Raw genomic sequence first — 18,453 nt, forward strand, 5'->3', positions numbered from 1 at the left:
CCGTTCCCATTCCGAACACGGATGACGGAGTCTCGCTGCACTCGCTTACCTACGCTCTTCAGCGCCGATGGTACTGCATGGGTGACTATGTGGGAGAGTAGGTCGTCGCCGAATTCTTATAGAAAAGCCCCTTAACGTTTTTTTCGTTGAGGGGCTTTTTTTTTTGCTCAGAATCCCCTTCAGGATAGTTTCAGGAGATCAGCCTCCCTCCTCCTATATCTATTTTTCAATAGACCTTGGTTTTCCATTTCTTCTTTCAGCCCTTTGGCTGAAGGCGACAAACTATTCTGTCTTCTGGCCTCTGACTTCTGTTTTCTGATACGTAGGTCGCATCCCAATTCTTATAAAAAAACCTCTTAACGTCTTTTCGTAGGTTTTTTATGTTCCGAATTTTCAATGGCCACATAAGAATCATGGGATGCCGAGTTGGATTCTCCATAAACAGAGGCTCAGAGTAATTTCGAATCCTGGCATCAAGGTTTCTATTAATCCATCTTCTTGTCAATCTCCTGTTTCATTAAGTTATGTTTTTTTCTTGTCCAGCTACAACAATATTATTTGGTTTTGCAATATTTTTAGAAACTGACTATAAATAATCGAAACATTAATTTAATATCATGCATTTAGCTTGTGTTCGGCTGAGAATACCTGTGGCTATGGCTAGACAGTGTCTGAACGTAATAACCCAATGTGGCGGAATAAGATTATGAGCAATCGGTATCATGTAGTCTTTTGTGGTGATATTATTGACGGTGGCGATGTAACAGAGGTTAAAAAAAAATTAGCCTTACTCTTGAAACAAGATGTCCAGAAGATAGAACACTTATTTTCCGGCAAGACCTTTGTTATTAAGAAGAATATAGATCTCACCACATCTGAAAAAATCCAGCGTTCCTTTAATTCCGCCGGAGCACTCTGCCACATTAAATATCCTGAGTCGGCAACTGCGAACAATGATCAGCAGGAATCTAAAGAATCTCTGCAGGTTGTGGAGGAAGATTGCCAAAATACCGGATCATCACCAGAAGAATTAAAGTCCAGGAAGAAAGATGTTTTTTTGAGGATATCCGTACTTGCGGGCAAATTCAAACTGGTATTGAACGGTGCTCAAAAGAGCATATCTAAATTATGGGCCGATGCATTGGAATCGATCCATTCAGATCTGGAAGTCGACGGTATGAAGATGCTCATAAAAAATAGATATTATCCTCACCTCGTTTGCTGCTGCGATCACCATTTCCTCTCTTCTTATTTTCGTGGTCAGCTATGAAAGGAAATCGATGCCACTCAGTGCTGAAAATTTCGACAAGCTATTGACCCATATAGAATTTATAGAGAAAGCTTTTACTATAGAAGAACTCCAAAATATGACGAAAAACCGCAAAGACTTTCTCGATTATGTTCTCGTACACCCAATTAAAAAGATGGGCTATGAATTTGAAGCCAGTATTAATGAAATTGCCGATGTTTATCTCAAGGATGATTTTAACGTCAATCAACTCAAAAAAGTAAATATGTATCTCGAAATAGCCTCACATGAGCGCGAAGAGCTATTCAACAGCGGTATTATTTCAGATAAAACTCAAAAAAGACTCGATGCCGTCTCCAAAAAGATTGGAAATTGAGACTTAGAATAGCTTTTCCCCTGAACAAGCGATTATTGCATATTCCTCTTGGTTTTCCTGTGCAATTTCCTCAAAATCAAAAAATATTGATTGCCGACAGAATTACCTGATTATCTGTTATTCCTTTTTGGAAGTGAGTGGTGGTATGATCGCATTTTTATCTATATTACAACCTTGGAGAACGCTGTAGGCGCCTATTCGCACATTATCACCTACTTTGCAGTGATGGAGAATAACACCATTTTCGATGATGCATGACTTGCCGATCAAGCTGTTTCCCGTGATATGTACATTTTGCAGAAGTTGGCAGTCGCAGCCTATTTCCACCGTTGGGGCTACCGTTACCATCTCACTGTTGAAAATCGTTATGCCCTGCCGCATCAGTTCAATATTTCGCTGCAGCTGGAGCTGTTTGTGGGCTGCCTCAAGCTCAACCCGGGAATTCACTCCGAGCACTTCCACGGAGGAGCGATTAAGGAATTTCGCCGCGTTCTTTCCTCTTGACACCGCATATTCGACAATATCTGTCAGATACAACTCGCCTTGAGTATTATCAGGTGTCAAGGTGTCCAGGGCCTCAAAAAGAAACTCCCGTTCCACCATATATATTCCCGCATTGATCTCTTTAATCTCTCTTTGCAGCTCATCTGTCTCTTTTTCTTCAACAATTGCCAACACACTGTTTCCCGCCGAGATAATACGGCCGTAGCCTGTCGGATTATCGACTATGGTGGTCATAACCGTGAGCACAGACTGCGCAGCGGTATGGTGCTCGTACATTTTCCTTAAAGAACTTGTACTGATCAGGGGGGTATCTCCACAAAGGATCATCACCACACCGGCATCTTCATTCATGGCAGGTCCAGCCACCTGTACGGCGTGTCCTGTGCCGAGCTGCTTTTCCTGCCGGACGATTTCCACATCAAAATCGACCAGGGAATTTCTCACAGCGTCCTCCTGATGACCGACGACAACAACACATCTTCCCGGCTCAAGCGGCTGCACACTTTGCAGTACATGATGCAGCATCGGCTGGAAAAAAACGTGATGCAAGACTTTGGCCGTAGCCGATTTCATCCTTGTCCCCTTGCCGGCGGCGAGTATAACCACTGAGAGTTGAGAGTTGCGGCTCATTGTTCTCCTTTTTCGATGTTGTGCTAACTGATAAAGTTTTACATCATTATTCTAAAACGTCCTGAAAGGATAAGATTTAATACTATCTTTTCCAAGTCACTTCATCCCATTTCTTCAAGCTATGGCCATTGCCACACAAAAATCAAAACCTTGAGAAGCTCGTTTCTTCCACCTTCTTGAAAACAAGGTTGGCAAGTTTTTAATATCTGATTATATTTGCAGATTATTCTTTACCGGAAGAGAAGAATGGACACGTTTTTTATCAACTGCAGCTCCACACTATTTTTTGAACCAATCCTGCCGTGGGAGCTCGATAAGAGCCTTAGTAATGCGTAATCTGTTGGCTTAACGTGCTTTTCGTTTTCTAATTTTTGCTTACGGGCTCTTCTGGGTGAGGCACTAACAAAAATTTTTCTTCTTTTTTTATGCTATGAACGTCACTATTAACGGTGAAAAGGTTGCTGTTTCACCTGGATCCACTATTGTAGAGGCTCTGGAAGGCTATGGTCTCCCTCAATCATTTGTCGTAGAATTGAATGGTGAAATAATCGACAACAATAATCTCGCCGATTACCTGCTCAATGATAGTGATATTCTGGAAATCATTCGATTTGTAGGAGGAGGCTGATATGCTGACAATTGCAGAAACCTCCTTTTCTTCCAGATTGTTTCTCGGGACAGGAAAATTCGCCTCCTCCAAAATAATGGAGCAGGCAATCTCTGCTTCCGGAACGGAAATGGTTACGGTTGCGCTGCGCAGGGTTGATTTGTCCAATCCGAACGATGACATCATGAGTGTTATCGATCCACGAAAATATACCTTTCTGCCAAACACCTCCGGAGCCAGGAACAGCGATGAAGCCATCCGTCTTGCCAGATTGGCCAGGGCGGCATCGGGGAATCGCTGGCTTAAACTCGAAGTGACCCCCGACCCGCGCACTCTTCTTCCTGATCCCGTCGAAACTCTCGTCGCCACTGAAAAACTGGTTAAGGAAGGCTTTATTGTTTTGCCCTATATGAATGCCGATCCAATCCTTGCCCTGAGGCTCCAGGATGCAGGCGCAGCTGCGGTGATGCCGCTTGGCTCTCCCATCGGCACCAATCAGGGGATTCTGACGGCTTTTCAGATTGAGATAATAATTGAACAGGCCGGCGTTCCCGTGGTTGTCGATGCAGGAATCGGAGCACCTTCTCATGCCGCACAGGCTATGGAAATGGGTGCCGATGCGGTGCTGGTCAATACCGCCATTGCTATAGCCAGGGATCCGATAGCCATGGCAGGCGCTTTTGCCAAGGCAGTGGAGGCTGGCAGAACAGCCTATGAAGCAGGTATGGGAGCTAAGAGTACCAATGCTCAGGCCTCCTCTCCTCTCCAGGGCATCTCTGAAGATCTCTCTTTCCTGTAATAACCAATGATGACGATGCCCGATTTCTTCTCATGGCAAAACCAGCTTGAACGCTGCTCTGAAAGCGATGTTATGCACGCGCTCGAATGTGCCAAACCTGGCATCGGCGAGCTCTCCGCCCTACTCTCTCCTGCTGCTGATCGTTTTCTTCCGCAGCTTGCCGCGCGTTCACGTGACCTGACTCTGCAGCGATTCGGCAGAACAACCCAGCTCTATGCACCCGTATATCTTTCCAACTTCTGCACGAACAGATGTGTCTATTGCGGTTTTTCCGCAACCAACAAGATCGATCGTAAAGCATTGACCCTTGATGAAGCTGAAAAGGAGGCGGAGATTTTATATCGGCGAGGATTCCGCCATATTTTGCTGGTCAGTGGTGAGTCCGATGCGATTATCGATGTTTCTTATCTGGAGAATCTGGCCAAGCGATTATGCTCCCGATTCGCCTCTCTTTCAATTGAGGTTCAACCCCTCTCGACAGAAGCTTACCGCCGATTATTTGCCGCCGGCATTACCGCAGTCGCTGTTTATCAGGAGACTTATGATAGAGAACTCTATAAAGAACTTCATCCGGCAGGCAAGAAACGCGACTATGACTTCCGTCTGGATACGCCTGATCGAGCTGCCGCCGTCGGCATGCGGGAGATAGGAATCGGAGCACTCCTGGGACTTTCAAACTGGCGCGCCGAAGGCATGGCCCTGGGATACCACCTGAACTCTTTGCGCCGGAGGTTCTGGCAGACTAACTTCAGTGTTTCGTTTCCGCGCCTGAGGCCTGCGGCAGGAGCTTTTGCACCGCTGACGGAAGTGAATCTGAAAAACCTCAGTCAGCTGATCTTCGCTCTGCGCATCTTCGACCCCGATGTAGGTCTTATTGTGTCGACCCGCGAAGAGGCCGCTTTCAGGGATGGTATGCTGGGATTGGGCCCAACCCGCTATTCTGCCGGATCAAGTACGGCCCCCGGCGGATATGGCAATCCGGAACTGAATGGAGAACAATTCAGCGTAGGTGATCATCGATCATTGCCTGAGATGGCTGCTGTTATACGAAGCAAAGGATTTGATCCGGTCTGCAAGGATTGGGATGCCTCTTTTCAGGAAAGCACACTTTCGTAGCATGATGGACTCCTAAAAAGCTCGATCTGCATCCGTTTCAGATATTATGCCTGCTATAGAGCTTCGGAGTTTAAGTCCTCAGGGGTGCTTATTGCAGAGTCCATCTTGGCGACTTCAATGTCTTTTTACGGGATTATCATAATGAAAAGGAGAAGAGAATGAGTAATATCAAAAAGATGTACTCCACAATACTGGGAGATAATTTTCCCATGGAAATGAAGATCTCCTTTGGTAACCAGACACTGGTCTATCGCAAGAAAACCTGGGAAATCAAACAGGAAGACGGCAGCGTAGTTGAACGGGGAGTCAGATATGGTGAGAACCCCGATCAGGAAGCAGCCCTCTACGAGCTGGTGGGAGGTAACCTGGTGCTTGGCGATTGCTCCTATATCACGCCTTATAACGGTCTGGTCTCTTCAATTACAGCAGAAGACATGCTGCAGGTGGGTAAGCATCCGGGAAAAATCAACCTCACAGATGTAGATAACGGGCTCAATATCATCAAATACCTGACTGAAAAACCAGCAGCCGTAATTCTCAAACACAATAATCCTTGCGGTGCAGCCTATGGTAACTCCCTGGCCAAGGCTTTTGACAGGGCAAATCGCAGTGACCGAATCGCCGCCTTCGGCGGTGCGGTGGTTCTGAATCGCCCATGCGATAAGGAGACAGCCGCCCTTCTGGCAGAAAATTATCTTGAAGTCGTCTGTGCTCCCGATTTTGAAGAAGGCGCCCTTGACCTGCTGAAAAAAAGAACCAACCTCCGTGTCATAAGAATCTCAGGAATTGAAAGACTTTCCGATTTTGAATCATATCGTTACGTTGATTTTAAAAGTTTGATAGACGGCGGCATCATCGTCCAGCAGTCCCCTGTCAATTCTATTCGTACAGCCCTGGATCTGCAACCGGCAGTAGCCTCCTGGAAAGGAAAAGAGTACCGTTGTCAGAGGGCACCGACAGAACAGGAAGTCGACGATATGATTTTCGGCTGGGCCGTTGAACATGGAGTGACCTCCAACTCGGTCCTGTATGTAAAAGATGGTTGCACCGTCGGCATCGGCACAGGAGAGCAGGACAGAGTCGGAGTTGCCGAAATCGCAGTGCATAAAGCGTATATAAAATATGCCGATATCCTCTGTTTCGACCGTTTCGATATCTCCTATGCCGACCTTGCTCTCGCCATAGAAAGGGGTAAACGGGACCAGGCAGACAAAGAAGAAATTGACGCGAAGGTGCGTGCCGATCGGGCCAACCTGCCAGGATCCGTCATGATATCAGATGCTTTTTTTCCATTTCGCGATGGTGCCGATATAGGAATCCGCCAGGGAGTATCGGCAATCCTGCAGGCAGGCGGTTCAATGCGGGACTTCGAAACTATTGAAGCCTGCAATGAGGCTACCCCTCAAGTTGCTATGATGTTTACAGGACAACGCTCTTTCAAACATTGATTGTAGTCGGGACAATTTTACTTCTACTATTCAGCCACAATTACTTGTCCAATTGAGTGGCGGGATTTTATCTACCTGAATCAAGTTCAGGAAAATTGATGACGTCTCGAAAAAGCACGTTATCTCTAAAACATCAAGAACTTGCCAAAGACATGACCGACATGCAGAAAACGACAGTTATGAAACCACAAAAGCCACCGCTTCAGCGAATCCAATCCGCCTTTTACCACTCAATCGATGGATTAAGCGCCGCCTTTAAAGGGGAAGCCGCCTTCAGGCAAGTGGTTATGATGTTTATTCTTCTTCTGCCGCTTCTCTACTTCCTGCCGATCCCGCTTACTTTTAAGCTATTGTTGCTGGCGGCAAATTTTATTGTGCTCATTTCCGAGATTTTGAATTCTGCGGTGGAGGCGGTAGTCGATCTTGCTTCTCCTGAGCTTCATGAACTTGCTAAAAAAGCCAAAGATATGGGAAGTGCCGCTGTTTTTCTGGCAATGATCATGGCGGTAACGCTCTGGCTCTACACCATCCCGTTCTTGCTGCTTTAGTTCTGCTCTGAGAGAGGATCTTCTGGATGTGCAGTTGTTAAGGTAACATCAATTAACAAGCTTCTCTACTCCGACAAATTTTACCGGAGAGCGCTTGGAATCTATACATGATTGCAGCGCAGTAAGGGTTTCTTTATGCGGGTGGGCAATACCAATAGCCTGTCCGTGCTGCAGCGCAATCCGCATCAATTCGCTAAGCCGTTCGCAGATCGCCTCGACCTCCTCCACGTTATCTAAAAAAATATGCCGCCTGGCTGATCGAATTTCTTTCTGCTGCGCCAGGGTATAACCCAGACTGTTCGGCGTGGTATAACTGTCAACATAGAACAATCGCCTCGCATCTATAAGTTCAAGAAGTGATGTCATGGCGGTCTTATCTTCGCTATAAAAAGATCCCATATGGTTATTCACGCCAACGGCATGAGGTACCATCTTGATATTCTGCAAAAAAAGAGACTCCTGCTGTGCTTGTTCATCGACATACAGTGCTCCAGGACCTGGGTCCCAGGTATTATCTTTGGGCTGAAGCGGTAAATGCAGAAGAATAGTTCTTCCCAGTCTGAAGGCCATATTTTCCAATTCGGATGTGTAAGGCGCATGAGGGAGAAAAGAAAAAGAAAGATTCAACGGAAGATCTATCATCTTCTTCCCTATTTCATGGTGGTATCCCATATCATCGATGATGATAGCACATTCGGGTAAATCCACACGCTCCACTCTGCCGTCAGCTTCTTCGCACATAGGCGGATTCGGCACGGATTCCAGTTCGGCGGCAACAACCATGCGGAAAAAGATAACATAGGTGAGAACTCCGATGGAAAACACCAGGAAGCTCAGCAAACACAGGGTGTATACTATTTTTTTAAAATCTATCCGGGAAAACCTGCTTCGATTCTTAGATGCAGTCTTCTTTTTTTTGCGTCGCGTTCGAGCTCGTGCCATTATCACTTCCCTGCCTTTCCCGACCGGCGGTTATCATTTCTTGCGCTGCAGTGCATACTGAGCCAGCCCCTGAAGAATCCGGATATCTTTGTCCCTAGATGCCGGAAATACGCGCAGATTGCAAAGCGCATCCTCAATACATCGCTGGGCCCTGCTTTCGGCACGACTGAAACCTTCATGTCTTTCGATAAAGTTGTAAACGCTGTGAAACGATTTACTCCGGGTTTCCGGATCCGCCAGAATTTCGATAATGGTATCTCTCCCGCTCTGATCAGCCTGTTCCAGAGCAAGAATCAGCGGCAGCGTCATCTTTCCTTCACAGAGATCATTCCCTGTTGATTTACCGGTAGCGCTCTCTTCCCCCCGGTAGTCCAGAAGGTCATCCACGATTTGGAAACCATATCCTAAATTACGCCCATATTCTCTCAGGGCCTGCTGCTGTTTTCTGTCAGCTTCACCGAAAAGAGCCCCTATTTCCGTAGCTGCAGAGATCAGCAAGGCCGTCTTCCCTTCTATGGCTCGGAAATAATCTGCCTCAGACTGGTTAAAATTTTCAGCATTTCTCAATTGGACAAACTCACCATCTACTATTGCCTCTGTGGCCCCGCAAAATATTTCCAGGGCCTGTTCTCCTCCAAGCCTTCCTATTACCTCCATGGAACGGGAGTGCAGGAAATCCCCGGCAAGAATGGCTGCAGCGATACCATAGGCCTTGCACACAGAAGGTTTTCCTCGCCGTGTTTCAGCACGGTCTATGATATCGTCATGAAAAAGCGTTGCCAGATGAAGGTATTCGAAGGCTATGGAGAGGTTGTAAATTTCCTCCGATGAGCCGCCGCTCAGACGCGAAGAAATCACCGTAAGCAGAGGACGGAAGCGCTTGCCCCCGCCGAACAGTCCATATCGTAAAATCTCGACAAGACGTCCATCCAGTTTTTCCGCCAGCTTTTCAAGATCATCCAGCATAGTGCTGTCTATCCGTTCTATATCAGCTTGAACGAGTTGCATTAAAGCGTTCATATCAGACATACGTTTACCACTGAGTAAAGATTACTTGCCTGTCAATTCGAAAAATTCATCAACCCGCTGCAGATTTCTGACCACGGGAGATGGAGGCAGGGACGCAAGAAATATACGTCCATATCCCTTTGAATACAGGCGAGGATCCATTATTGCCAAAAGACCCCGGTCATCACTTGCCCTCATCAATCGACCGACACCCTGCCTGAGGGTCAAGATGGCTCGAGGTATCTGGAAATCAAAAAAAGGGTTTCCACCGGCCTCCCTGACCGCGGCGATTCTTGCCTGAAGGACAGGATCGCTTGGTACTTCGAATGGAAGCTTGTCGATAATTACGCAGCTTAGGGACGGACCCGGCACATCTACCCCTTCCCAGAAGCTGGCCACGGCCACCAAAACCGAATCGACCTCTTCCTTAAACTGCTGCAGCAGGAAATACCTTGACGCCCTTCCCTGAACAAGCACTGGAAATTGCAGGTGATCCTCGAGAAATTCAGCGACACTGTCCATACCTTTAAAACTGGTGCAGAGAATAAGGGCTCTTCCTTCGGTGATTTGCAGAATATCGTAAATCCGCTGACAAAGCTCCTCAGTATACCGCCGCTCGGAAGGCAGGGGAAAGTCATTTTCGGGAATGTAGAGTTGTGTCCTGTCCTGATAATTGAAGGGGGATTGTAAACGTAGAGTGTTGACGTCCCCTTCCAATCCGAGCCGTTCACATACATAGGAAAAATTTCCCGCAGTGGTAAGGGTGGCGGATGTCAAGATACAGCATTCGACTGCGGGGTAAAGAATTTCCCTGAGATTCTCCGCCACATGAATAGGAGTTGAGCTCAAAGAGATGGCTCTTTCCCGACGCTCATACCAATGCACCTGCCGGGTCTGCTCCACAACATCAGGCAATGCTATTACCAGCAGATTTCCATGTAATTCCTCGGTCCTTTTCAACAGCGTTTTCCAACCCTCGCCATAAGAAGTAAACAGCTCCAGCTCGCTGATAATACGTTCCAATCCGGAAGCAAGATGGCCGACATCGTCATGCCATTCCTGTTGTCCCTCTATAAACTCGCCGAGAGGAAAACGCCCCCTTTCTAACGGAAACATCCGAGAAAAATCATCAACTCTCTTTTTCAGCCCCCTAATCGAGCTTATCATCTTGTCGGCCAGGGAAGGCGGTAAGTCAGCTTCGGCCTGTCTTTCAACATCCTGCACAAGATCAAGAACCTGATATTGACTGAAACTCTTTCCAAAAAAAGTTGAAGCGACATTCTCCAGATGGTGAGCCTCATCGAATATGACCCCTTGATAACGCGGCAGGATCTCACCAAAGCCGGCTTTGCGTAGAGCTAGATCCGAAAAAAACAGATGATGATTGACTATCATGAGCCGGGCCGAACCTGCTTTTCTTCTCAACTCGTTGATGAAACACCTTGGTGCCTCGGGACATTCTCCGCCGAGACATTGGTGTGACTGAGCAGATATCTTGGGCCACAATGGCGAATGATCGTGCAGCCATTCCAGTTCTGCACGATCTCCGGTTTCGGTGCTCAAAAGCCATTCATCCACTTTGTCACAGCTGCCGTCGTCAACAACCGTCAACTGGGGTGAACTTCTATACTGATACCACCTGTAATAACAGAGATAGTTCTGTCTCCCCTTTATACAGACAACCTCTATTTCTTCCCCGAGAATTCTGGTCAGCAGGGGAATTTCTTTCTTGAGAATCTGATCCTGAAGGTTAATGGTTGCCGTGGAGACAACCAGCCGCTTGCCAGACAGGACAGCAGGCAGCAGGTATGCCAGGGTCTTGCCGATTCCGGTCTCCGCTTCAACCAAAAGGATCTCGGCCCTCTCATATTCTCTCTCATTTCCCTTCAGAACATTCTGCACAGCCTCAGCCATCTTCAGCTGGCCGGTCCTGGGTTCAAATTTTTCAAAAGACTTTGCCAGAAGTCCGTTTTCACCAAAATATGTATCCATTACCTCTTTCCGACAAACCCTTTCGAGGAGTTAATTTTTGACGAGTTTTTAGCTGATGCAACTAAAGGACAAGTTATACGTTTTTTATTTTTATTTTTCAACCAAGCCTGTACACTAAATGCATAATACTTGTATATAACAGATTAAGTTTGATAATCTTGTAAAAACCGCGAAGCTCTCAGATGACTGGACAAAAAGCTCGATATATATTTTTGGCAGGCCGCCGACTATACTTCTATATAGAAGTCCCGCCAAAAACCTGCAACCTGGGAGATCGTGCCTTTTGTGACGTCTCCGTGTTTGAGTTTCCGGCTAAAGGACCCCACTTCAAATTGAACCGATGGTAGAGATACTTCCCACAAAAGACATACCCGAATTTCCATCCATCAGGGACCTGCTCTATGACAACGAGATCGTTGTTATAGTAGACGATTCTGCTGAAATTGTACTCCTGCTGGAACATTACCTTACCCGTCAAAATATACCTGTGGCCAAAGCCTCAAACGCTGAAGAACTCTACGCAATATTCAGAAAGGAGAGAGTTGCGCTCATCCTTCTTGACATAGGACTCCCGGGAAAAAGCGGTACCGAAATTCTTTCCGATCTTGTCCCCAACAATCCTGATTTGGGCATCATAATGGTCACCGGAACCACAGATATCCAGACGGCACTGGAATGTCTCAGGAAAGGAGCGGATGATTACCTCACAAAACCTGTGATTCCCGACGAGTTCCTTCATACCCTCAGCCAGACTCTGAAAAAAAGACGCCTTGCTATCGAAAACAGGATATTTCAACGGGAGCTGGAAGTCACGAATTTTCGGACCCAGTTTCTCCACAACCTCAATCTCAAGATGAATTCGGCCTACCTTAATGCACTGGAGCTGGATAGTGTTCTCCAAACCATACTGGCGGGAATTACGTCTGAAGATGGGCTCAAATTCAACAGGGCTTTCCTGGCATTGTACGATAGCAATGGTGAAACTCTCAGCGGTAAACTGGCAACGGGACCATCCACAAGAGAGGAGGCGGAGCAGGTTTGGCAATCAATAAAAACTAAAAATCTTGGATTACACGCCATTCTCAATGGAATAATCGATAACAGCATACATCAGGACACGAAAGTCAACCGGATAGCCAGGGAACTTAAGGTTCAAGCCTCTGAAACAAATCATATTCTGATTCATTCAAGCCTGAAAAGGAAATCAATACTCGTTAAAAACGGCAGGGCAGAGGGTGTTCATGTCCCCAGGGAGTTCCTGCAGTTGCTCAATGAGGAGAATTTTGTTGTCGTTCCTCTCTTCTCTCCGAGCCGATCCCTGGGTGTTCTTATTGCGGATAACTTTGTCACCGGAGCGGAAATTACGTCCGATGACATGATTACTCTCGAAATATTCGCCAATCAGGCGAGTCTTGCTATTGAACACAGTCATCTCTACCGTGATATGAATGAAAAGATCCATGAACTTGAACTTGTCACAGAAGAGCTTGAAAAAAACAAGGATATGCTCATTGAGGCCGAACGCTACTCTACTATAGGATATGTCTCGGCACAACTCGTCCATGCTATCCGCAATCCACTGACTTCGATAGGCGGGACGGCGAGACTCTTACTCCGTCGGGCTCAGGAGGATAATACCAGGAAATTTCTATCTATAATGGCTGAGGAAACCACTAAGATCGAGGAAACTCTGAAAAATCTCTTTCAATTTGTAGATGATATCTCCCTCGAAACGGGACCGCACTCACTCACTGCTACTTTAAGAGAAAGCCTGGCCGTCTTCTATGCAGCATTCAAAAAAACCGGTATCAAGCTGGAGCTTTCTGTTCCGGATAACGACGTAATCCTGAAAATTGATCCACAAATGATGCGCAAGGTTTTCATGCATCTTATCCGCAACAGCATAGAAGCTATGGAGTCGGGAGGAATACTGCGCGTTGAACTTTCCCATAGTGAGGAAGGCACAACCATAAGTATCAGCGATACCGGTTCAGGCATCAGTGATTTCAGCTCCAAACTGGTCAGAGATCCCTTCTATACAACCAAAACCTATGGGACGGGGCTTGGGTTGACTCTCGTAGAGCAGATTCTTGAATTACACGGTGCCGGCTTTTCGCTGCAGCAGGTCTCACCGCACGGAATACGCGCGGTTATCCGTTTCCCTGTGCAGTCCTGATAAATGCGGCATCCGCTATGGAGACTCACCGGCGTCTTAAAGAGATGATCGCTCCGGAGAAGGCAAGAGCAGCAGCAACAAAGAATGTATACCTGAAGGATTGCAGAAATTGTGGCATGAGACCGATATGGTAGCCACCGCCCAATTTCTGTCCATCGGTCAGGAGTTCAAAGAAATAACTGAATATCATGCCGACCAGGGCTACTCCCAGCAGCATTCCCAGATTTCTACAGGTTGCCAGCATTCCTGCTGATATTCCCGTATCCTCAAGGCTGACCCTGGAGAGAACCGAAGCGGTATTAGGCGAAAGAAAAATGGACTGGCCGCAACCGAGCAGGGACAACCTCCAGCCTATATCCAGCAGAGAAGATGTTTCAGTCACTGCAGACAGGAAAATAACCGCACTTCCTGTTACAAACATTCCCATGAATGTCAAATACCTGGATCCCATTCTGTCATATAGTCTCCCCGAGAGCGGGGAAACGACAAAAAGGGTTACCGGGACCGCCATCATCATATACCCTATTTTATCAAAGGAAAGGCCGAGGACATAATTGAAGTAAAACGGCATAAGGATCAGGACAAAAAAGAGAACAGCAAAGGAGAGTGTCACCGACAGCATTGCGACACTGTAGAATTTCTTCCGTAACAAGATGACGGGAATCAGAGGGTCCCCCCTCTTAAATTCCCAACGAAGAAAAAAGACGGTTACCCCAAACAGCAGAAACAGCAGAAAGAGAAACTGGGATATTTTCCAGACATCATGACCGTTGAGGATCACAACCGTCAATGAAACCACGATGCACCACAGCACTGCGCCAAACCAGTCGAAGCGGCTGTCTTCCTTGATATATTTAGGGAGAGTGCCGGCAATGAATATCCAGCCGAAGAGAAAGGCGGTAAAACTGATTGGAACGTTGAGCAGGAAAATTGTACGCCAGTCGTAGGCGTGCAGAATAAAACCGCCAATCAACGGGCCGGTCATCAGCCCAAGCGAAGTGGCAATACCCAGCGAACCAAGCCATCTGCCTATCTGCTCCGGAGGTACGGCAAGGCGTATTATAGCTGGCCCGGTAGACATCATCATAGCGGCGCCAAGCCCCTGAATAAAGCGTGAAACAACAAGTAAAAAAAGATATTGAGAAAAATAGCAGCACAGAGCGCCTAAAGAAAAAACCAGCATGCCGATCAGATAAATGACTCCCTTGCCATATCTATCCGATAGTTTTCCCCAGATCAACAGGGAAACAGAAATGGTTAAAAGATAGATAAGTACAACCCATTCAACTTTGACCAGAGTCGTTGAAAAACTGTCCATGATATACGGCAAGGCAATATTGATCATACTGCTGTCCATGGTCGACAAAAACACTCCGGTTGCAACCATGAAAAAATATGCCGTAGGTTTTTTTGCTAGGCTCATGCTTTCCTTTCATTGACTATTTCACCTATATTCCTACAAGTAAAGGACGATGTCAACCGAGGGATGTGGATGGCCACACGCAACCGAGAAGCCGGCGCCTGTTTTAGTGCAGAAAGGCCTTGCCGGAGGGAATAAAATTGCTAACCGGTCAAACCTGGCCAAAGAAGTTTACTCTTGCCTGCTCTGAATTTAAAAAAATATGAAAATAGATTGGTCACTTTAGATGTGATTCGGCAGTCTTCTTTCTTTGATACCCCTGGATCCGGCTCAAGTTTGGAGTAATGGCGCCAAAAAAAGGGTTTGATCAGGACTGCAGAGCGGGCGGCTGGAATTTTTCTCCGTTCCGTTGGCTAGCGACAAAAAAAGGCCCGGTGAAGCTAACTTCACCGGGCCTTCGAAAATTACAACAACTGCAATGTAGTGTGTCTTAACTTAGAATGCCAGAGAAAGACGCGCACCAACTTCGATCGGATCCTCTTCACCACCAGCAGTAGCATCTCCGGCCAGCAAATAGGCGCCTACCAGATCCAGGTTCAGGTTATCCATGATTTTGTAGGTAACAACCAGGTCGACCTCAAGTCCGAGATCATCTTCACCGAATTCATCTTCTTCAACAAGTTGGGCGTACCAGACATCCAGGCCAATGGTCCATTTAGGCATAGGCACCATTTTGACGCCAACATTGGCGGCCCAGATATTGGAGATTGCGTCGCCCGGGGATCCGTTGGACGGAGTAAGATCGAAAATGCCCAATCCCATGATCTCAGACCAGTAATAGGATTTTCCTGCTGGTAACTGGAAGTCATCGACATCACCATCAAGGTCATCATCATCGCCGCTGGCGTAGAACACCTGACCATGAACATCTGCAGCTCCCATGTTTGCATTTGCCCCGGCAGCCAGCAAGAATGCTGAAACATCGTTATCAAGATAATCTCCGCCGTTATAGATAGCTGTACCCCATGCCCCAAAGGCATCGGTTTTCATATCTACATCCATACCACCCCAGTAGAGATCTGTATCAAAACCTTCGATTTTTGAATAAACTAAATACGGATTCAAGGTCAGAGTATCGCTGACAGTGATAACCGGGAAAAAGGCATAATGATCTTGTTCTACGCCGCCGGTGAATGCATTCGGACGTTTATCTCCCCAGAATTCATACTCTTCAGTAACTTTTATCCATGCGAATGGCAGAGCCACGGTATCGGTAGGATTGAATATTGCCACAACACCGGAAAAATCATCCGCGAAGAGAAAACCACGTGCCAGTGTTGCTCCCTGAACACCAACCTTGAACTGGGAGGAACCAACTTTGAAATCGGCATAGGAGTTCTTAACTTCAAAACTAACACCATCTGCGCCTACATCTCCGAGTGTGTTTCCACCCCAGTGGGAATCAAACTCGAACTTATTAACGAACTGAAAGTTCTCGTTAAAAATTGCGGTATAATAGAGACGAGTACGTGAATCCGCAACTGAGCGGGTACCATCATCATTCATATCAATCATGGTATATCCACGAGCACGCCAGTATCCACCAAATTGGCTTTCCACAGCCGAAACTGAAGAAGCCATGGCGCCAACCATCATCAGGCCGGCAGCTGCAGCAATAATCTTTTTCATTTTTCTCTCCTTGATAACTTTTGTTCCCTTTCTTACGAGGGCCCATTACTCTCCAAAATTCTCATCGACACCGTATTGGCAATCAAAAATCTATTGCCAAATCAACAAGAAAAAACGTATTATCAGTGAAAGTAGCTTGCAGCGCCTTTTCTGTCAAGTTTTTTTTACCTCGGTTTAAATAATTATACTCTATTGTTTCGTCTCTTTTGAATTAACGGGTTTGTCAACTAATTTAAAATCATAGACAACCAGTTTTCCTTTCTGACTGGAGAAATCAAGAAAATCAGCAAAACCTTCATTGGGAATCTGCCCGACCACCAGGCGGACATTGCCGGCCTCTCCCGGTTGCTCCTGCTCCCCGGATGTTTCCCCTTCCCCGGTATAATGAATATATTCGATACCGGTAATATAGCCGTCCAACATGTCGGTGGACCAGAGTTCTTGCATTTCCATGCCATCCCAGCTCAAGCAGACAGCTTTGCCACTGGAAAAGCCGCGGGTATTTTTGAGCACCTTGAAGGTCGACAAGGTATTTTTTGCACTGATTATTTCATCCCTGCCGTCATTGTCAATATCAACTGCTACGAGCCTAACTGGCACATACTGCAGATCAGCAAAGCTTTCCCCATCGTTGGCAACCTCACCAATGACGCCGCTATTATCCTCCTGCCATCTGCTGCCCAGATAAATTTTACTGCCGCCGAAATCATCTTCACTTCTCCACAGGAGCCTGTTGTGTTGACTGTGTACAGCAAGTTCAAGAGTGGAGGTGATTGAAATAATTTCCTTCTCTCCATCACCATCTATATCACCATGGACAAAGTCGAAGAGATTAACCCCCCCCGGCACATTGATTTTTTTACCACGCCTGATCGAATCAGCGTCAGCTTCTATTTCTAAAATATAAAGACCGGGTTCGAGGAAATACGCCTGTGCCTGCGCTCTGCTTTGACCCGCCAGAACAATTCCATCCCCGGGCAGATTTACAGGACGTATTGCCCAGCGGATATCCTTCATATTTACCTGCACGCCCTCCCGGAGATTCCAGGAAAGTACCATCGATGATAAACGGTTGTTTTTCACAGCACTGAGGTATATTTCATCATTGCCGTCATTATCCAGATCGGCAGTGTTCACGGCATGCACGGCGAGGGCCGATTCAAAAGGATACTCTGCACGCTCTTCCAGCATGCCCCGGCTATAATTGAATATTTTCAAATTATTCGGTGAAACAACAATAATCTCTCTGTTACCGTTTCCATCGAGATCACCGGAAGCTAATGAAACTACACCATCGGCAAGGGATGAGCTACGGCGCAAAATATCACCCTGCGCAATTGTTATACCCACATCCTTCATGGACAATGCTGCTCCGGAGACAATATCTTCCTTTAGCCGTCTATCCGGATGTTCAGTCTGGAAAGCCTCTATTCCCTTTTTCTGTTGAAGGGGCAATGCAGAAGCGACCGGGAGAGGCCTAATCCCAAAAACTTCTTCGGTAATTTTTTTTGTGAGTGTTTCAACCGCGGCAAGTATCTGCTGCTCGTTCTCAGCCTCGGTCTTCAGATGAATTGGTGCCGTACCGTTTTCACGATAAAACGTCATCAGCAATGACAACCTGTCTCCCGATGCAGACAGCTGTCCGGCACCGATATATTCCGCATTAAGCTGACTGAAGACGGAAGCGCTCTCTTCAGGATAACCATCAATAAACACCTGCTGCTGCTCAATGCTGAGGCTGTTTTCAACCACGGAAATTCCTTTTCCGGCTTCCAGCCGCCCGGCGATCATAGCCCTTAGGCCATCCCTGAGGTTGCTATATTTCCCGGCTCCCTCAGCGTTAAAGGAAAAAAGCGCTACATTTTCAATATCTTTGCCATAACTCTGAACAGGTACACTGCAGAGAACTACAAGTATGTATAGGAATCGAATTATACATTTTCGCTGCATATTTTCTCCAAATAGTAATATGTTAGCATCCAAAATCAGGCCGAATTGGGTGACGGACA

General features: G+C 46.7%; 15 protein-coding genes. 8 read left to right on the plus strand and 7 right to left on the minus strand.

What is annotated here, in order from left to right; translation table 11 throughout:
- Positions 1–667: 667 nt before the first annotated feature.
- Positions 668–1,270, plus strand: coding sequence for a hypothetical protein (locus JWG88_RS14735; RefSeq protein ID WP_205234556.1), 603 nt, complete (start codon positions 668–670; stop codon positions 1,268–1,270).
- 10 nt (positions 1,271–1,280) lie between these two features.
- The gene (locus JWG88_RS14740; RefSeq protein WP_205234557.1) at positions 1,281–1,625 is read left to right on the plus strand and encodes a hypothetical protein; all 345 of its coding nucleotides are present in this window, start codon (positions 1,281–1,283) and stop codon (positions 1,623–1,625) included.
- A 117-nt stretch (positions 1,626–1,742) separates the two neighbouring features.
- Here JWG88_RS14740 and JWG88_RS14745 read toward each other — a convergent pair whose 3' ends face one another.
- Positions 1,743–2,759, minus strand: coding sequence for a sugar phosphate nucleotidyltransferase (locus JWG88_RS14745; protein ID WP_205234558.1), 1,017 nt, complete (start codon positions 2,757–2,759; stop codon positions 1,743–1,745).
- 430 nt (positions 2,760–3,189) lie between these two features.
- Between JWG88_RS14745 and thiS the strand changes: the two genes are divergently transcribed.
- The 5 genes from thiS to JWG88_RS14770 all read left to right on the plus strand — a co-directional run bounded on the left by thiS (position 3,190) and on the right by JWG88_RS14770 (position 7,277).
- Positions 3,190–3,387 (plus strand): sulfur carrier protein ThiS, encoded by a 198-nt coding sequence (gene thiS / locus JWG88_RS14750; RefSeq protein WP_205234559.1) that lies wholly within the window; start codon positions 3,190–3,192, stop codon positions 3,385–3,387.
- 1 nt (position 3,388) lies between these two features.
- The gene (locus JWG88_RS14755; RefSeq protein WP_205234560.1) at positions 3,389–4,165 is read left to right on the plus strand and encodes a thiazole synthase; all 777 of its coding nucleotides are present in this window, start codon (positions 3,389–3,391) and stop codon (positions 4,163–4,165) included.
- 15 nt (positions 4,166–4,180) lie between these two features.
- A complete protein-coding gene (gene thiH / locus JWG88_RS14760; protein ID WP_306793111.1) occupies positions 4,181–5,281 on the plus strand; it encodes a 2-iminoacetate synthase ThiH in 1,101 nt (366 codons plus the stop codon).
- A 158-nt stretch (positions 5,282–5,439) separates the two neighbouring features.
- Positions 5,440–6,729 carry an IMP cyclohydrolase gene (locus JWG88_RS14765; protein ID WP_205234562.1) on the plus strand — a complete coding sequence of 430 codons (1,290 nt, stop codon included), beginning with the start codon at positions 5,440–5,442 and terminating at the stop codon, positions 6,727–6,729.
- A 98-nt stretch (positions 6,730–6,827) separates the two neighbouring features.
- Positions 6,828–7,277, plus strand: coding sequence for a diacylglycerol kinase (locus JWG88_RS14770; protein WP_240194473.1), 450 nt, complete (start codon positions 6,828–6,830; stop codon positions 7,275–7,277).
- Positions 7,278–7,325: 48 nt separating this feature from the next.
- Here JWG88_RS14770 and JWG88_RS14775 read toward each other — a convergent pair whose 3' ends face one another.
- Genes JWG88_RS14775 through yoaA form a run of 3 tightly spaced genes read right to left on the minus strand, consistent with a single transcriptional unit; the run spans position 7,326 to position 11,219 of the window.
- A complete protein-coding gene (locus JWG88_RS14775) occupies positions 7,326–8,219 on the minus strand; it encodes a divergent polysaccharide deacetylase family protein (RefSeq protein WP_205234563.1) in 894 nt (297 codons plus the stop codon).
- A 33-nt stretch (positions 8,220–8,252) separates the two neighbouring features.
- Positions 8,253–9,227 carry a polyprenyl synthetase family protein gene (locus tag JWG88_RS14780; protein ID WP_205234564.1) on the minus strand — a complete coding sequence of 325 codons (975 nt, stop codon included), beginning with the start codon at positions 9,225–9,227 and terminating at the stop codon, positions 8,253–8,255.
- Between the two features lie 42 nt (positions 9,228–9,269).
- Entirely contained in the window at positions 9,270–11,219 is a 1,950-nt protein-coding gene (gene yoaA, locus JWG88_RS14785) for a DNA repair helicase YoaA (protein WP_205234565.1), read from the minus strand.
- 340 nt (positions 11,220–11,559) lie between these two features.
- Between yoaA and JWG88_RS14790 the strand changes: the two genes are divergently transcribed.
- Positions 11,560–13,395, plus strand: a complete 1,836-nt coding sequence (locus JWG88_RS14790; protein WP_205234566.1) for a response regulator — start codon at positions 11,560–11,562, stop codon at positions 13,393–13,395.
- Between the two features lie 25 nt (positions 13,396–13,420).
- Here JWG88_RS14790 and JWG88_RS14795 read toward each other — a convergent pair whose 3' ends face one another.
- The 3 genes from JWG88_RS14795 to JWG88_RS14805 form a co-directional block, all read right to left on the minus strand.
- Positions 13,421–14,818, minus strand: coding sequence for an MFS transporter (locus JWG88_RS14795; protein WP_205234567.1), 1,398 nt, complete (start codon positions 14,816–14,818; stop codon positions 13,421–13,423).
- Between the two features lie 432 nt (positions 14,819–15,250).
- Complete coding sequence (locus JWG88_RS14800; RefSeq protein ID WP_205234568.1) at positions 15,251–16,444, minus strand: hypothetical protein; 1,194 nt, start codon at positions 16,442–16,444, stop codon at positions 15,251–15,253.
- Between the two features lie 189 nt (positions 16,445–16,633).
- Complete coding sequence (locus tag JWG88_RS14805; protein ID WP_205234569.1) at positions 16,634–18,394, minus strand: FG-GAP repeat domain-containing protein; 1,761 nt, start codon at positions 18,392–18,394, stop codon at positions 16,634–16,636.
- Positions 18,395–18,453: the final 59 nt, after the last annotated feature.

It is taken from the genome of Desulfopila inferna, from assembly GCF_016919005.1.
GTDB classification, from domain to species: domain Bacteria; phylum Desulfobacterota; class Desulfobulbia; order Desulfobulbales; family Desulfocapsaceae; genus Desulfopila_A; species Desulfopila_A inferna.

Bases quoted from the DNA above. Each gene is read 5' to 3' on its own strand.
- JWG88_RS14740 (WP_205234557.1), top strand. From the start codon at position 1,281: ATGCCACTCAGTGCTGAAAATTTCGACAAGCTATTGACCCATATAGAA.
- JWG88_RS14745 (WP_205234558.1), bottom strand. From the start codon at position 2,759: ATGAGCCGCAACTCTCAACTCTCAGTGGTTATACTCGCCGCCGGCAAG.
- thiS (WP_205234559.1), top strand. From the start codon at position 3,190: ATGAACGTCACTATTAACGGTGAAAAGGTTGCTGTTTCACCTGGATCC.
- JWG88_RS14755 (WP_205234560.1), top strand. From the start codon at position 3,389: ATGCTGACAATTGCAGAAACCTCCTTTTCTTCCAGATTGTTTCTCGGG.
- thiH (WP_306793111.1), top strand. From the start codon at position 4,181: ATGCCCGATTTCTTCTCATGGCAAAACCAGCTTGAACGCTGCTCTGAA.
- JWG88_RS14765 (WP_205234562.1), top strand. From the start codon at position 5,440: ATGAGTAATATCAAAAAGATGTACTCCACAATACTGGGAGATAATTTT.
- JWG88_RS14770 (WP_240194473.1), top strand. From the start codon at position 6,828: ATGACGTCTCGAAAAAGCACGTTATCTCTAAAACATCAAGAACTTGCC.
- JWG88_RS14775 (WP_205234563.1), bottom strand. From the start codon at position 8,219: ATGGCACGAGCTCGAACGCGACGCAAAAAAAAGAAGACTGCATCTAAG.
- JWG88_RS14780 (WP_205234564.1), bottom strand. From the start codon at position 9,227: ATGCAACTCGTTCAAGCTGATATAGAACGGATAGACAGCACTATGCTG.
- yoaA (WP_205234565.1), bottom strand. From the start codon at position 11,219: ATGGATACATATTTTGGTGAAAACGGACTTCTGGCAAAGTCTTTTGAA.
- JWG88_RS14790 (WP_205234566.1), top strand. From the start codon at position 11,560: ATGGTAGAGATACTTCCCACAAAAGACATACCCGAATTTCCATCCATC.
- JWG88_RS14795 (WP_205234567.1), bottom strand. From the start codon at position 14,818: ATGAGCCTAGCAAAAAAACCTACGGCATATTTTTTCATGGTTGCAACC.
- JWG88_RS14800 (WP_205234568.1), bottom strand. From the start codon at position 16,444: ATGAAAAAGATTATTGCTGCAGCTGCCGGCCTGATGATGGTTGGCGCC.
- JWG88_RS14805 (WP_205234569.1), bottom strand. From the start codon at position 18,394: ATGCAGCGAAAATGTATAATTCGATTCCTATACATACTTGTAGTTCTC.